18 protein-coding genes are annotated in these 13,426 nt (G+C 65.4%); 17 read left to right on the top strand and 1 reads right to left on the bottom strand.

All coding sequences use genetic code 11. The annotated features are described in order from the left end of the window. The 13 genes from hisC to tatC all read left to right on the top strand — a co-directional run bounded on the left by hisC (position 1) and on the right by tatC (position 8,187). Positions 1 to 1,074 carry a histidinol-phosphate transaminase gene (gene hisC / locus U5A56_RS28455; RefSeq protein WP_044845957.1) on the top strand — a complete coding sequence of 358 codons (1,074 nt, stop codon included), beginning with the start codon at positions 1 to 3 and terminating at the stop codon, positions 1,072 to 1,074. A 65-nt stretch (positions 1,075 to 1,139) separates the two neighbouring features. Further along, the gene (gene hisB, locus U5A56_RS28450; RefSeq protein ID WP_006751804.1) at positions 1,140 to 1,727 is read left to right on the top strand and encodes an imidazoleglycerol-phosphate dehydratase HisB; all 588 of its coding nucleotides are present in this window, start codon (positions 1,140 to 1,142) and stop codon (positions 1,725 to 1,727) included. Between the two features lie 62 nt (positions 1,728 to 1,789). Next, on the top strand, positions 1,790 to 2,410 hold the full coding sequence (locus U5A56_RS28445; RefSeq protein ID WP_044845956.1) for a YchE family NAAT transporter: 621 nt from the start codon (positions 1,790 to 1,792) through the stop codon (positions 2,408 to 2,410). Further along, complete coding sequence (gene hisH, locus U5A56_RS28440) at positions 2,407 to 3,048, top strand: imidazole glycerol phosphate synthase subunit HisH (RefSeq protein ID WP_044845955.1); 642 nt, start codon at positions 2,407 to 2,409, stop codon at positions 3,046 to 3,048. The genes U5A56_RS28445 and hisH overlap by 4 nt, the downstream gene beginning before the upstream one ends. Before the next feature lie 163 nt (positions 3,049 to 3,211). Next, positions 3,212 to 3,967 (top strand): 1-(5-phosphoribosyl)-5-[(5-phosphoribosylamino)methylideneamino]imidazole-4-carboxamide isomerase, encoded by a 756-nt coding sequence (gene hisA, locus U5A56_RS28435; RefSeq protein ID WP_034183653.1) that lies wholly within the window; start codon positions 3,212 to 3,214, stop codon positions 3,965 to 3,967. 104 nt (positions 3,968 to 4,071) lie between these two features. Further along, on the top strand, positions 4,072 to 4,845 hold the full coding sequence (gene hisF / locus U5A56_RS28430; protein WP_044845999.1) for an imidazole glycerol phosphate synthase subunit HisF: 774 nt from the start codon (positions 4,072 to 4,074) through the stop codon (positions 4,843 to 4,845). Next, positions 4,845 to 5,261 carry a phosphoribosyl-AMP cyclohydrolase gene (gene hisI, locus U5A56_RS28425; RefSeq protein ID WP_124487858.1) on the top strand — a complete coding sequence of 139 codons (417 nt, stop codon included), beginning with the start codon at positions 4,845 to 4,847 and terminating at the stop codon, positions 5,259 to 5,261. The genes hisF and hisI overlap by 1 nt, the downstream gene beginning before the upstream one ends. After that, entirely contained in the window at positions 5,258 to 5,623 is a 366-nt protein-coding gene (locus U5A56_RS28420; protein ID WP_044845953.1) for a phosphoribosyl-ATP diphosphatase, read from the top strand. The genes hisI and U5A56_RS28420 overlap by 4 nt, the downstream gene beginning before the upstream one ends. 71 nt (positions 5,624 to 5,694) lie before the next feature. Beyond that, complete coding sequence (locus U5A56_RS28415) at positions 5,695 to 6,087, top strand: hypothetical protein (RefSeq protein WP_321925753.1); 393 nt, start codon at positions 5,695 to 5,697, stop codon at positions 6,085 to 6,087. A gap of 29 nt (positions 6,088 to 6,116) precedes the next feature. After that, positions 6,117 to 6,482, top strand: a complete 366-nt coding sequence (locus U5A56_RS28410) for a histidine triad nucleotide-binding protein (protein WP_044845951.1) — start codon at positions 6,117 to 6,119, stop codon at positions 6,480 to 6,482. A 93-nt stretch (positions 6,483 to 6,575) separates the two neighbouring features. Then, positions 6,576 to 6,806, top strand: a complete 231-nt coding sequence (gene tatA / locus U5A56_RS28405; RefSeq protein WP_044845950.1) for a Sec-independent protein translocase subunit TatA — start codon at positions 6,576 to 6,578, stop codon at positions 6,804 to 6,806. Positions 6,807 to 6,832: 26 nt separating this feature from the next. Then, entirely contained in the window at positions 6,833 to 7,363 is a 531-nt protein-coding gene (tatB, locus tag U5A56_RS28400) for a Sec-independent protein translocase protein TatB (protein WP_044845949.1), read from the top strand. A gap of 41 nt (positions 7,364 to 7,404) precedes the next feature. Beyond that, positions 7,405 to 8,187 (top strand): twin-arginine translocase subunit TatC, encoded by a 783-nt coding sequence (tatC, locus tag U5A56_RS28395; RefSeq protein ID WP_044845948.1) that lies wholly within the window; start codon positions 7,405 to 7,407, stop codon positions 8,185 to 8,187. Between the two features lie 241 nt (positions 8,188 to 8,428). Here tatC and U5A56_RS28390 read toward each other — a convergent pair whose 3' ends face one another. After that, positions 8,429 to 9,634 carry a Do family serine endopeptidase gene (locus U5A56_RS28390; protein ID WP_044845947.1) on the bottom strand — a complete coding sequence of 402 codons (1,206 nt, stop codon included), beginning with the start codon at positions 9,632 to 9,634 and terminating at the stop codon, positions 8,429 to 8,431. Positions 9,635 to 9,655: 21 nt separating this feature from the next. Here U5A56_RS28390 and U5A56_RS28385 point away from each other — a divergent pair, with 21 nt between their 5' ends. The 4 genes from U5A56_RS28385 (at position 9,656) to U5A56_RS28370 (ending at position 13,400) form a co-directional block, all read left to right on the top strand. Next, a complete protein-coding gene (locus U5A56_RS28385) occupies positions 9,656 to 10,402 on the top strand; it encodes a Nif3-like dinuclear metal center hexameric protein (RefSeq protein ID WP_044845946.1) in 747 nt (248 codons plus the stop codon). 218 nt (positions 10,403 to 10,620) lie between these two features. Further along, a complete protein-coding gene (gene petA, locus U5A56_RS28380) occupies positions 10,621 to 11,241 on the top strand; it encodes a ubiquinol-cytochrome c reductase iron-sulfur subunit (protein WP_044845945.1) in 621 nt (206 codons plus the stop codon). Next, the gene (locus tag U5A56_RS28375; protein WP_124487862.1) at positions 11,238 to 12,620 is read left to right on the top strand and encodes a cytochrome b; all 1,383 of its coding nucleotides are present in this window, start codon (positions 11,238 to 11,240) and stop codon (positions 12,618 to 12,620) included. Before petA ends, U5A56_RS28375 begins: the two co-directional genes overlap by 4 nt. A gap of 21 nt (positions 12,621 to 12,641) precedes the next feature. Continuing rightward, positions 12,642 to 13,400 (top strand): cytochrome c1, encoded by a 759-nt coding sequence (locus U5A56_RS28370; RefSeq protein WP_257775419.1) that lies wholly within the window; start codon positions 12,642 to 12,644, stop codon positions 13,398 to 13,400. The last annotated feature ends 26 nt before the right edge of the window (positions 13,401 to 13,426 follow it).

The raw sequence follows: 13,426 nt of genomic DNA, 5'->3' as shown, positions 1-13,426 counted from the left end.
ATGACGACGCCACAAGACATCATCCGCCGCGACGTGCTCGCAATGACGAGCTACCCGGTGCCCGACGCGAGCGGGTTCGTGAAGCTGGATGCGATGGAGAACCCGTATTCGCTGCCGGCGCCGCTCGCGGCGGCGCTCGGCGAGCGCCTCGCGCAGGTCGCGCTGAACCGCTACCCGGCGCCGCGCCCGGGCGCGCTGCTCGACAAGCTGCGCCGTGCGATGGGCGTGCCGGCCGCGTGCGACGTGCTGCTCGGCAACGGTTCGGACGAAATCATCAGCATGATGTCGGTGGCCTGCGCGAAGCCGGGCGCGAAGGTGCTCGCGCCGGTGCCGGGCTTCGTGATGTACGAGCTGTCCGCGAAGTTCGCGCAGCTCGAATTCGTCGGCGTGCCGCTCAAGGCCGATCTGACGCTCGACGCCGACGCGATGATCGCGGCGATCGCCGAGCACCGGCCTGCGATCGTCTATCTCGCGTACCCGAACAACCCGACCGGCACGCTGTACGACGAAGCCGACGTCGAGCGGATCATCGCGGCCGCGCGGCACAGCCTGATCGTGATCGACGAGGCGTACCAGCCGTTCGCGGAGCGCTCGTGGCTGCCGCGCGCCGCCGAGTTCGACAACGTCGTCGTGATGCGCACGGTGTCGAAGCTCGGCCTCGCGGGAATCCGCCTCGGCTATCTCGCCGGGCTGCCGACGTGGCTGACCGAGTTCGACAAGGTGCGCCCGCCGTACAACATCAACGTGCTGACCCAGGCGACCGCCGATTTCCTGCTCGACCACCTCGACGTGCTCGACGCGCAGGCGGCCGAACTGCGTGCGGAACGCACGCGCCTCGCGCAGGCCGTGGCCGCGCTGCCGGGCGCGACGGTGTTCCCGAGCGCCGGCAATTTCCTGCTGGTGCGCGTGCCGGACGCGGCGGCCGTGTTCGATGCGTTGCTCACCGAGCGGGTGCTGGTCAAAAACGTGAGTAAAATGCATCCGTTGCTGGCCGAATGCGTGCGGCTGACCGTCGGTTCTCCCGACGAAAACGCGCGCCTGCTGGCTGCCTTGAAACTCGCGCTGCCCGGTTGACCCCAGGGCGCGGCGGCGCGCGACGATCAATCCCCATTTACATCAGACTCATTCAAGGAATTGCCATGCGTGTGGCGGAAGTCGTTCGCAATACCAGCGAAACGCAGATCCGTGTGAAGCTCGATCTCGACGGTACGGGCCGGCAGAAGCTGGCCACCGGCGTGCCGTTTCTCGACCATATGCTCGATCAGATCGCGCGACATGGTCTGATCGATCTCGAGGTCGAAGCGCATGGCGATACGCATATCGACGACCACCATACGGTCGAGGACGTCGGCATCACGCTCGGTCAGGCCGTCGCGAAGGCGATCGGCGACAAGAAGGGCATCCGCCGCTACGGCCATTCGTACGTGCCGCTCGACGAGGCGCTGTCGCGCGTCGTGATCGACTTCTCGGGCCGGCCGGGTCTCGAATTCCACGTGCCGTTCACGCGCGCGCGGATCGGCACGTTCGACGTCGACCTGTCGATCGAATTCTTCCGCGGGTTCGTGAACCACGCGGGCGTCACGCTGCACATCGACAACCTGCGCGGGATCAACGCGCATCACCAGCTCGAAACGGTGTTCAAGGCCTTCGGCCGGGCGCTGCGTGCGGCGGTGGAGCTCGACGAGCGCGCGGCGGGGCAGATTCCGTCGACGAAGGGCAGCCTCTAACTTTCGAACGGACAGGACGCCACGGACAACCTCACGGCTTCGGCGCGGCGCGCCGGCTTGCGATGGATCTGCTCAAATCGTTCATTTCACTGCTCGCGCTGATCAATCCGGTCGGCGCGGTGCCGTTCTTCCTGAGCCTGACGGCGCAGCAGACGGACGACGAGCGGCGCCGCACGATCCGGATCGCGTCGGTGTCGGTGTTCTGCGTGATGACGGTGACGACGCTGCTCGGGCAGCAGATCATCGACTTCTTCGGCATATCGGTCGGCTCGCTCGAAGTGGGCGGCGGGATCATCATGCTGCTGATGGCGATCAGCATGCTGAACGCTCAGGCCGGCAACACCCGCTCGACGCCGGAGGAGCGCCACGAAGCCGAGCAGAAGGACAACATCGCGGTCGTGCCGCTGGCGATTCCGCTGCTCACGGGCCCCGGCTCGATCAGCACGGTGATCATCTATGCGGCGAACTCGCATCACTGGTATGAGCGAGCCGGGCTCGTCGCGATCGGCGCGGCGCTGGCTCTGCTGTGTTTCTTTGCGATGCGGCTCGCCGAGCCGATCGCGAACTGGATCGGCCGCACCGGCATCAACATCGCCACGCGGCTGATGGGTTTGATGCTGTCGGCGCTGGCGGTGGAATTCATCGTCAATGGACTGAGGGCGCTACTGCCTGCACTGAGATGAAAACTTCGATTGCGATTGTGGATTATGGGATGGGCAACCTGCGCTCGGTCGCGCAGGCGCTCAAGAAGGCCGAACCGGCCGCCGACGTGGCGATCGTCGACACGCCGGCCGCGATTCGCGCGGCCGACCGCGTCGTGCTGCCCGGCCAGGGCGCGATGCCCGACTGCATGCGCTGCCTCGGCGAATCGGGGCTGCAGGAAGCGGTGATCGAGGCGTCGCGCACGAAGCCGCTGCTCGGCGTGTGCGTCGGCGAGCAGATGCTGTTCGACTGGAGCGCGGAAGGCGACACGAAGGGCCTGGGCCTGCTGCCCGGCAAAGTCGTGCGCTTCGAGCTCGACGGCCGGCTGCAGGACGACGGCTCGCGCTTCAAGGTGCCGCAGATGGGCTGGAACCGCGTGCGCCAGTCGCAGCCGCACCCGCTGTGGGACGGCGTGCCCGACGACGCGTATTTCTACTTCGTTCACAGCTATTACGTGAGCCCGGACAACCCGGCGCACACGGTCGGCGAAACGGCCTACGGCGCGCCGTTTACGTCAGCGGTCGCGCGGGACAATCTCTTCGCGACCCAATTCCACCCCGAGAAAAGCGCGGAAGTCGGGTTGCGTCTGTATCGCAACTTCGTACACTGGAAGCCGTGAACGTGGTGCGCGAGCCACAGTTGACAGGGCGCAAACGCCTGTCGTGCGGGGCTCGCACGCTTAAGCACCGAAAGAGTTGTACTAAACTAGCGAGACGGCGCGGCACCGGTTTGGCCGGTGCGCGCCGGATTCTTTTCATTTTCCACGACGACACCCGATTGCTATGTTGCTGATTCCGGCCATCGATCTCAAAGACGGTCAGTGTGTGCGCCTCAAACAGGGCGATATGGACCAGGCCACGATTTTCTCCGAGGACCCGGCGGCGATGGCCCGCAAGTGGGTCGATCTCGGCGCCCGGCGGCTGCATCTGGTCGACCTGAACGGCGCATTCGCCGGCAAGCCGAAGAATCTCGAGGCGATCGAAGCGATCCTCGACGAAGTCGGCGACGAAATCCCCGTTCAGCTCGGCGGCGGCATCCGCAGCCTCGAGACGATCGAGAAGTATCTCGACGCGGGCCTGTCCTACGTGATCATCGGCACCGCGGCCGTGAAGGATCCGGGCTTCCTGCAGGACGCGTGCACCGCGTTCGCGGGCAACATCATCGTCGGCCTGGACGCGAAGGACGGCAAGGTCGCGACCGACGGCTGGAGCAAGCTGACGGGCCATGAGGTGATCGATCTCGCGCAGAAGTTCGAGGACTACGGCGTCGAGTCGATCGTCTACACGGACATCGGCCGCGACGGGATGCTGCAGGGCATCAACATCGAGGCGACCGTGAAGCTCGCGCAGGCGGTCGGCATTCCGGTGATCGCCAGCGGCGGCCTGTCGAACCTCACGGACATCGAGAACCTGTGCGAAGTGGAAGAGCACGGTGTCGAAGGCGTGATCTGCGGCCGTGCGATCTACTCCGGCGATCTCGATTTCGCGGCCGCGCAAAAGCGCGCGGACGAACTGAACGGCGAACTCGACAACGCGTAACCGCGGTGTCCCGTTCGCCGGGGCTGCCCGCAGGCGGCCCCGACCGGAAGCCTCGCGCGAGGCTTCCGCAACCGGCCGTTCCACCGCGGCCTATGGCGTACATCATGGCTCTAGCTAAACGCATCATCCCCTGCCTGGACGTGACTGCCGGGCGTGTCGTCAAGGGCGTCAACTTCGTCGAGCTGCGCGATGCCGGCGACCCCGTCGAAATCGCCCGCCGCTACGACGACCAGGGCGCCGACGAACTGACGTTCCTCGACATCACCGCGACCTCCGACCAGCGCGACCTGATCCTGCCGATCATCGAAGCCGTCGCGTCGCAGGTCTTCATTCCGCTGACCGTCGGCGGCGGCGTGCGCGCCGTCGAGGACGTGCGGCGCCTGTTGAACGCCGGCGCGGACAAGGTCAGCATGAATTCGTCGGCGGTCGCGAACCCGCAGCTCGTGCGCGACGCGGCCGACAAGTACGGCTCGCAGTGCATCGTCGTCGCGATCGACGCGAAGCGCGTGTCGGCCGACGGCGAGGCGCCGCGCTGGGAAGTCTTCACGCACGGCGGCCGCAAGGGCACGGGCCTGGATGCGATCGAATGGGCGCGCAAGATGGCCGAACTCGGCGCGGGCGAGATCCTGCTCACGAGCATGGACCGCGACGGCACGAAGTCGGGCTTCGACCTCGCGCTCACGCGCGGCGTGTCGGACGCGGTGCCGGTGCCGGTGATCGCGTCGGGCGGTGTCGGCTGCCTGCAGGATCTCGCGGACGGCATCAAGGACGGCCGCGCCGACGCGGTGCTGGCCGCCAGCATCTTCCACTACGGCGAGCACACGGTCGGCGAGGCGAAGCGCTTCATGGCCGAGCAGGGCATCGCGGTGAGGCTGTGATGAATACGCAAACGAAATCCCTGCCCGCGTGGCTCGACAAGGTCCGCTGGGACGACAACGGCCTCGTGCCGGTGATCGCGCAGGAAGCGTCGACGAACGACGTGCTGATGTTCGCGTGGATGAACCGCGAGGCACTGGCGAAGACGATCGAGACGCAGCGCGCGGTCTACTATTCGCGCTCGCGCAAGCGCCTGTGGTTCAAGGGCGAGGAGTCGGGCCACGTGCAGCACGTGCACGAGGTGCGGCTCGATTGCGACGAGGACGTCGTGCTGCTGAAGGTCGAGCAGGTGTCGGGCATCGCCTGCCACACCGGCCGGCATTCGTGCTTCTTCCAGAAATTCGAAGGTACGGTGGACAGCGGCGACTGGGTCGCGGTCGATCCGGTGCTGAAAGACCCCGAACACATCTACAAATGACGCAATCGACCGAAGACACGCTGCTGCGCCTCGCGGCCGTGATCGATAGCCGCAAGGGCGGCGACCCCGAACAATCGTACGTATCGCGCCTGTTCCACAAGGGCGACGACGCGGTGCTGAAGAAGATCGGCGAAGAGGCGACCGAAGTCGTGCTGGCCGCGAAGGACGTGCGCCAGGGCGGCGCGCCGACGGCGCTGGTCGGCGAGGTGGCCGATTTGTGGTTCCACTGCCTCGTGATGCTGTCGCATTTCGACCTGAGCCCGGCCGACGTGATCGCCGAACTCGAGCGCCGCGAAGGATTGTCGGGCATCGAGGAAAAGGCGCTGCGCAAGCGCCGCGAGCGCGAGGAAAACGGCGGTTGACGGCTCGCGGCCTGCCGCGCCGGCGACAGTGCGGTAAGCTGTAAGAATTGTCATCCAACGGGGGTAGCATCATGACCGATACGCCGAGCCAGCTTCCGACGCCGTCGGTGCCGGGTGCAGCGGACGCCGAGCGGCTGAACGGTTTGCGCACGTTGACGCACGTGCTGTACGGCCTCTACGCGATTCATTGGCTGACGGGCGGCGTCACCGGCATCATCGCGATCATCATCAACTACGTGAAGCGCGGCGACGTGGCCGGCACGCCGTACGCCGACCATTTCGAGTGGCAGATCCGCACGTTCTGGCGTGCGCTGATCGCCTACGTGATCGGCTTCGCGCTGATGTTCGTGGGCGTGGGATTCGTCATCATGTTTGTCACGTGGATTTGGACGCTGTACCGTATCATCAAAGGTTGGCTGTACCTGAACGACAACAAGACGCTCGATCCGCAGGCCTGGTTCTGACCGGCGCGCGGGCGTTTCGCAGGAGCAACATGAGTCACGATCCGAATTGCCTGTTCTGCAAGATCGCGGCGGGCGAGATCCCGAGCACGAAGGTGCACGAGGACGACGAATTCGTCGCGTTCCGCGACATCCGCCCCGCGGCCGAGACGCATGTGCTCGTGATTCCGCGCCGGCACGTGCCGACGCTGTCGGCGGCGAGCGAGGCCGACGCGCCGATGCTCGGCCGCCTGATGCTGCTGGTCGCGCGTCTGGCCGACCAGCTCGGCGTCGCGTACACGGGTGGCGAAACCGGTTTTCGCACGGTGATCAACACGGGCCCCGGCGGCGGGCAGGAGGTTTACCACCTGCACGCGCACATTCTGGCCGGCCCGCGCCCCTGGCTGCGGATGGGTTGACGTCGCGGGGCGTTTCCCCGCATCGATAGTCGAAGCCGGCGTGCCGCCGGCGATTTGCGCCGCGACGCGGCGTGGTTGAGGAGAGGTTTCATCATGGGTGGATTGAGCATTTGGCACTGGCTGATCGTGCTGCTGATCGTCGCGCTGGTTTTCGGTACGAAGAAGTTGCGCAACATCGGCAACGACCTCGGCAGCGCCGTGAAGGGTTTCAAGGACGGCATGAAGGACGGCGAGACGCCGGCGGACGCGCAGCAGCTGCCGCGCAACGGCTCGGTCGACGTCAACGCGAAGGAAACGACGCGTTCCGACTCGAACAAGGCGTAACGCCGGCACGCTGACAGGCATTCGCGATGCTGGATCTCGGTCTTTCGAAGATGGCGCTGATCGGCGTCGTCGCGCTCGTGGTGCTCGGCCCCGAGCGCCTGCCGCGCGTCGCGCGTACGGCCGGCGCACTGTTCGGCCGCGCGCAGCGGTACATCAACGACGTGAAGGCCGAGGTCTCGCGCGAAATCGAACTCGACGCGTTGCGGACGATGAAGACCGATTTCGAGACGGCCGCGCGCAATGTCGAGACGACGATTCACGACAACCTGCGCGAGCACGAGAAGGAGCTGAACGACACGTGGAACTCCGCGGTCGGCGGCCTTAACGAAGGCTCGGTCGATGCCGGTACGTACGGCTCCGACACGCCCGCGGCGCCGTCGTGGCGCGGCAGCACGGCCGCACTCGCGCCGAAGCGTCGCAACTGGCGTGTGAAACAGGCGGCGACGCCTGTCTGGTACAAGCGCGCGACGACCCGCCGCACGCACGTGCAGTCGGGCGCCGCGCGTGTCGCGCGCCACCAGCCGGCCAGCCTGCGCCGGCCGACGCGCTTCTTCTGAGCCGAGCGCATGCTCGCTCGTCAATCCTACCGAGGGCCGGTGTGAGCGACCCCCAGCAGAACCCGGGCGACGCCCCGGAAGAAACCTTCATTTCCCATCTCGTCGAGCTTCGCGACCGCATCATTCGCGCGGGGCTGGCCGTGATCGTCGTGTTCCTCGGGCTCGTGTACTGGGCGCCCGACATCTTCCGGCTGCTCGCGCGGCCGCTGATGGAAAATCTGCCGAAGGGCGGCAGGATGATCGTGACCGACGTCACCGGTTCGTTCTTCGTGCCGATGAAGGTCACGATGCTCGTCGCGCTCGTGATCGCGCTGCCGATCGTGCTGTACCAGATCTGGGCGTTCGTCGCGCCGGGGCTGTACCAGCACGAGAAGAAGCTCGTCGCGCCGCTCGTCGGCAGCAGCTATGTCCTGTTCCTGTGCGGGATGGCGTTCGCGTACTTCCTCGTGTTCCCGACGATCTTCCGCGTGATGGCGCACTACAACGCGCCGCTCGGCGCGGAGATGTCGACCGATATCGACAACTACCTGAGCTTCGTGCTCGGGATGTTCATCGCGTTCGGCGTCACGTTCGAGGTGCCGATCGTCGTCGTGCTGCTCGTCCGGATGGGCGTGCTGACGCTGAAGAAGCTGAAGGAGATGCGGCCGTACGTGATCGTCGGCGCGTTCGTCGTCGCGGCGGTCGTCACGCCGCCGGACGTGTTCTCGCAGCTGATGCTCGCGTTGCCGCTCGTCGTGCTGTTCGAGATCGGGCTGCTGGCCGCGCGATTCTTCGTACCGAAGCCGACGGAAGAACCCGAGGCGGAGAACGGCGCCGCGAGTTGATGCGGGACCGGTGCGCGGCGGCCGGCATGATCGCGGTCGTCGATACGGCCCCTCGACAGCGTTGAAGCCGCGCGCGCCGACCGGATGGCGCAGATCGCGAGGGCGCCCGCAGCTCTTCACCATGAAGAAGGCATGCCGGAGCAACGCCGCCGGACCAAAGTAACAGGGCAGCCGATCAGGCTGCCCTTTTTTGTTTCCGTCCTTGGCTGGCAAGCGGCGCCGGTACGCCGCCCGCCGGAGGTCATTCGCTGTCGCTGTCCTGTTCGTCGAGCGCCTGCTTCGGCGGCGGCGGGCGCTTGCCGATCACGACCTTCACGTCGAACTCCTTGCCCTTGCGCACGACGTGCACCTTGGTCGGGGTGCCCGGCTTGATCTGCGCGACGGTGTTCAGCAGCTTCGTCGTGTCGGTGATGTCGTCGCCGTTCACGCTCACGAGGATGTCGCCCGGCTTGATGCCGGCCTTGTCGGCCGGCCCGCCCTGCAGCACGCCCGCGACGATCGCGCCCGACTTCTGCTGGAGCCCGAATGATTCGGCGATTTCCGGCGTGACGTCCTGCGGCTCGACGCCGATCCAGCCGCGCGTGACCGAGCCCGTCGTGATGATGCTTTCGAGCACGGTGCGCGCGGTCGACACGGGGATCGCGAAGCCGATGCCGAGCGAGCCGCCCGAGCGCGAGTAGATCGCCGTGTTGATGCCGAGCAGGTTGCCGTTGACGTCGACCAGCGCGCCGCCCGAGTTGCCCGGGTTGATCGGCGCGTCGGTCTGGATGAAGTTCTCGAACGTGTTGATGCCGAGGTGATTGCGGCCGAGCGCGCTGATGATCCCCATCGTGACCGTCTGGCCGACGCCGAACGGGTTGCCGATCGCGAGCACGACGTCGCCGACCCGCGACTGGTCGGAACGGCCGAGCGTGATCGTCGGCAGGTTCGTCATGTTGATCTTCAGCACGGCGAGGTCGGTTTCCGGGTCGCTGCCGATCACCTTCGCGGTGCCCGTGCGGCCGTCGGCGAGCGCGACTTCGATCTGGTCGGCGCCGTCCACGACGTGCTGGTTCGTTAGAATGTAACCTTCAGGGCTCACGATAACGCCCGAGCCCAGGTTGGCGGCCGGCTCGTCGTGCTGCTTGCGCGCATTGCGGTCGCCGAAGAAGTAGCGGAACAGCGGATCCTTCGCGCGCGGATCGGGCGGCAGCGAGCCGTCCTTGCTGGAGAAGACGTTGACGACGGCGGGCATCGCCTTTTGCGCGGCCTCGGCGTACGACGTGGTCGCGGGGGCGCCGCCGATGCCCGGTGCGACTTCGCGCAGCGCGACGATCGGCGTGGCGAGCTGCTTGCCGAGCTGTCCTTGCCGTTGCAGCCATTGCGGCTTGAGCGTCACGACGATGAACATCAGCGCGAGCAGTACGGTCACCGCCTGCGCGAAGAACAGCCAGAAGCGTCTAAGCATCTGAAAGGATTAGAGGTTTATATGGATCGGATCGAACTTGAATTGTACTTGAACAATACCCTTGAAATCGCGCGCTTCAAGGACTATTGCCCGAACGGCCTCCAGGTCGAGGGGCGCCGCAAGATCGAGAAGATCGCTACCGGCGTGACGGCGTCGGTCGCGTTCCTCGAAGCCGCGCTCGAATGGGGCGCGGATGCGGTGCTCGTCCATCACGGCTATTTCTGGCGCAATGAGGCGCCGCAGATCACCGGCCGCAAGTACCAGCGGCTGAAGCTGCTGCTCGCGAACGACCTGAACCTGTTCGCATTCCACCTGCCGCTCGACGCGCACCCCGAGTTCGGCAACAACGCGCAGCTCGGCGAGAAGCTCGGGCTGCTCGGCGAGCAGCGTTTCGGCGACGGCGACCTCGGCTGGATGGCCACGCTGCCGATGCCCGTCTCGCTCGAGCACTTCGTCGCGAAGGTCGAGCGCACGCTCGGCCGCACGCCGCTCGTGCTCGGCGATCCGGAGATGCAGTTGCGCCGCATCGCATGGTGTACGGGCGCCGCGCAAAGCTATTTCGACGCGGCGATCGACGCGGGCGCCGACGTGTTCCTGACCGGCGAGGTGTCGGAATCCGTCACGCACGCGTCGGCCGAGAGCGGCGTCGCGTTCGTTGCGGCAGGGCACCACGCGACCGAGCGCTACGGAATCCAGGCGCTCGGCGCCCACTTGTCCGAAGAATTCGATCTCGAACACCTTTTTATCGATATTCATAATCCGGTCTGAACGCCGGATTTGCGGCGGTGCATCGAAATTTCGCAATGTAGCGCATGCTTAAAAGTGAAATGATTTAATCGCTCCGATAGTGGGGGAAAACCCTTAACTATCAATTACTTCGAAGGGATTTTCGTCTCCGGGCCTTGTAAATGGCGACTCCATTCGCGCAAACTAGCGGCGGAATGAAAAGTCGTGACGGAAAATCCAACTCAGAAGTGGGGCGTGTGATGCGAGACAAGGAAGAGAAACGCGTCGACAGCGGCCGCCGTACCTGGCTGATTGCGACATCCGTAGCAGGTGGCGTGGGAGGCGTAGCCACCGTCATACCTTTCGCGGCGTCGCTTGCGCCGTCCGCGAAAGCGAAAGCGGCCGGAGCCCCGGTCGAGGTCGACATCAGCGGCCTGAAGCCCGGCGAAATGGTCACGGTGCCGTGGCGCGGCAAACCCGTCTGGATCCTGAATCGCACCGATTCGATGCTGGCCGACGTCGTCAAGGCCGACAAGGAAGTGGCCGATCCGACCTCGAAATCCCCGTATTCGATGCCGTTGCCCGCGTATTGCGCAAACGAATATCGCTCGCGGGCCGATCGCAAGAACATTCTCGTCGTGATGGCCGTGTGTACGCACCTCGGCTGCACGCCTAGCCAACGCTTCACGCCGGGTCCGCAGCCGAACCTGCCGGACGACTGGCCGGGCGGCTTCCTGTGCCCGTGCCACGGTTCGACCTACGACCTCGCCGGCCGCGTGTTCAGGAACAAGCCGGCGCCCCAGAATCTCGACATCCCGCCCTACATGTTCACGTCGGCGACGACCCTCGTGATCGGCAAGGACGAGAAAGGAGAAGCGTGATGGCCGACAACAAGGAAGTCTCCACGACAGGTCTCACCGGCTGGGTCGACCAGCGCTTCCCGCTCACGTCCACCTGGAAGAAGCACGTTTCCGAGTACTACGCGCCGAAGAACTTCAACTTCTGGTACTTCTTCGGCTCACTCGCGCTGCTGGTGCTCGTCAACCAGATCGTCACGGGCATCTTCCTGACGATGAACTACAAGCCCGATTCGACGCTCGCGTTCGCATCGGTCGAGTACATCATGCGCGAGGTGCCGTGGGGCTGGCTGATCCGCTACATGCACTCGACCGGTGCGTCGATGTTCTTCGTCGTCGTGTACCTGCACATGTTCCGCGGGCTGATGTACGGGTCGTACCGCAAGCCGCGCGAACTCGTGTGGATCTTCGGCTGCGCGATCTTCCTGTGCCTGATGGCCGAGGCGTTCTTCGGCTACCTGCTGCCGTGGGGCCAGATGTCGTTCTGGGGCGCGCAGGTGATCGTGAACCTGTTCTCGGCGATTCCGTTCGTCGGCCCGGACCTGTCGTTGTGGATCCGCGGCGACTACGTCGTGTCCGACGTCACGCTGAACCGCTTCTTCGCGTTCCACGTGATCGCGATTCCGCTCGTGCTGGTCGGCCTCGTGATCGCGCACCTCGTCGCGCTCCACGAAGTGGGGTCGAACAACCCGGACGGCATCGAGATCAAGGCGAAGAAGGACGCGGACGGCATTCCGCTCGACGGCATCCCGTTCCACCCGTACTACTCGGTGCACGATTTCTTCGGCGTCTGCGTGTTCCTGATGGTGTTCGCGCTGATCGTGTTCTTCTCGCCGGAGATGGGCGGCTACTTCCTCGAGTCGAACAACTTCGTCCCGGCGAATCCGCTGCAGACGCCGCCGGAAATCGCGCCGGTGTGGTACTTCACCGCGTTCTACGCGATGCTGCGCGCGACCACCGACCCGTTCAAGATCGTGCTGATGATCGTGATCGCGCTGCTCGGCGTGCTCGCGCTGATCCGTGCGCGCGGCAAGTGGAAGGTCGGGCTGCCGGTGCTGGCCGCGGCGATCGTCGTGTTCATGTTCCTGACGGAATCGAAGTTCTGGGGCGTCGTCGTGATGGGCTCGGCGGTGATCACGCTGTTCTTCCTGCCGTGGCTCGACCGCAGCCCGGTGAAGTCGATCCGCTACCGGCCGCTGTTCCACAAGGTGTTCCTCGGGATCTTCGTCGCGGCGTTCCTGATCCTCGCGTTCCTCGGCACGCGGCCGCCATCGCCGGTCTCGACGCTGATCGCGCAGGGCTGTGCGCTGATCTACTTCGCGTTCTTCCTCGGCATGCCCGTCTGGACGCCGCTTGGCACGTTCAAGCAGCCGCCGGAGCGGGTGCGCTTCAAGCCCCATTAACGAGAGCGAGGAGAGAACGACATGAAGAAACTGCTTTCGACGCTCGCGCTGATCGGGGCGACGGCCGTCGCGCTGCTGGCGGCGCCGGCCGTGCGCGCGGAGGGTAATTTTCCGCTCGACCGGGCGCCCGATAACACGGAAAATCTCGTTTCGCTTCAGCACGGCGCGCAATTGTTTGTAAACTATTGCCTGAACTGCCACAGCGCGAACCTGATGCGCTACAACCGTCTGACGGATCTGGGCATATCCCAGAAGGAGATCGAAACGAATCTCCTGTTCACGACCGACAAGGTCGGGAACACGATGTCCGTCGCGATGCGGCCCGAAGACGCGAAGAACTGGCTCGGCACGACGCCGCCCGACCTGTCGGTCGAGGAACGGGCGCGCGGTCGCGACTGGCTGTACACGTATCTGCGGAGTTTCTACCGCGACGATACGCGGCCGAGCGGCTGGAACAACGCGGTGTTCGAGAACGTCGGCATGCCCCATGTATTGTGGCAACTGCAGGGGCAGCGCACTGCCAAATTCGAAGACAAGACGGACGAGGAGACGGGCGAGAAGGTCCACACGCTCGTCGGCTTCCAGCAGGTCACGCCGGGGACGTTGTCGCCGCCGGACTATGATGCTGCGGTGGCCGACCTGGTGGCCTATATGACATGGATGTCCGAGCCGGCCCAGCAGACCCGCAAACGCCTCGGCGTGTGGGTGCTGGTCTTTCTCGGTGTCCTGACTTTCCTGGCCTGGCGGCTCAATGCCGCGTACTGGAAAGATATCAAGTAAACACGCCTGACCGGCGTGGGGCCGGC

Source organism: Burkholderia sp. BCC1998 (assembly GCF_905339875.1).
Taxonomy (GTDB): domain Bacteria; phylum Pseudomonadota; class Gammaproteobacteria; order Burkholderiales; family Burkholderiaceae; genus Burkholderia.
This window is presented reverse-complemented; position numbering and strand designations above follow the sequence as displayed.

Coding starts and splice junctions, on each gene's coding strand:
- hisC (WP_044845957.1), top strand. CDS start 1: ATGACGACGCCACAAGACATCATCCGCCGCGACGTGCTCGCAATGACG.
- hisB (WP_006751804.1), top strand. CDS start 1,140: ATGCGTGTGGCGGAAGTCGTTCGCAATACCAGCGAAACGCAGATCCGT.
- U5A56_RS28445 (WP_044845956.1), top strand. CDS start 1,790: ATGGATCTGCTCAAATCGTTCATTTCACTGCTCGCGCTGATCAATCCG.
- hisH (WP_044845955.1), top strand. CDS start 2,407: ATGAAAACTTCGATTGCGATTGTGGATTATGGGATGGGCAACCTGCGC.
- hisA (WP_034183653.1), top strand. CDS start 3,212: ATGTTGCTGATTCCGGCCATCGATCTCAAAGACGGTCAGTGTGTGCGC.
- hisF (WP_044845999.1), top strand. CDS start 4,072: ATGGCTCTAGCTAAACGCATCATCCCCTGCCTGGACGTGACTGCCGGG.
- hisI (WP_124487858.1), top strand. CDS start 4,845: ATGAATACGCAAACGAAATCCCTGCCCGCGTGGCTCGACAAGGTCCGC.
- U5A56_RS28420 (WP_044845953.1), top strand. CDS start 5,258: ATGACGCAATCGACCGAAGACACGCTGCTGCGCCTCGCGGCCGTGATC.
- U5A56_RS28415 (WP_321925753.1), top strand. CDS start 5,695: ATGACCGATACGCCGAGCCAGCTTCCGACGCCGTCGGTGCCGGGTGCA.
- U5A56_RS28410 (WP_044845951.1), top strand. CDS start 6,117: ATGAGTCACGATCCGAATTGCCTGTTCTGCAAGATCGCGGCGGGCGAG.
- tatA (WP_044845950.1), top strand. CDS start 6,576: ATGGGTGGATTGAGCATTTGGCACTGGCTGATCGTGCTGCTGATCGTC.
- tatB (WP_044845949.1), top strand. CDS start 6,833: ATGCTGGATCTCGGTCTTTCGAAGATGGCGCTGATCGGCGTCGTCGCG.
- U5A56_RS28390 (WP_044845947.1), bottom strand. CDS start 9,634: ATGCTTAGACGCTTCTGGCTGTTCTTCGCGCAGGCGGTGACCGTACTG.
- U5A56_RS28385 (WP_044845946.1), top strand. CDS start 9,656: ATGGATCGGATCGAACTTGAATTGTACTTGAACAATACCCTTGAAATC.
- petA (WP_044845945.1), top strand. CDS start 10,621: ATGCGAGACAAGGAAGAGAAACGCGTCGACAGCGGCCGCCGTACCTGG.
- U5A56_RS28370 (WP_257775419.1), top strand. CDS start 12,642: ATGAAGAAACTGCTTTCGACGCTCGCGCTGATCGGGGCGACGGCCGTC.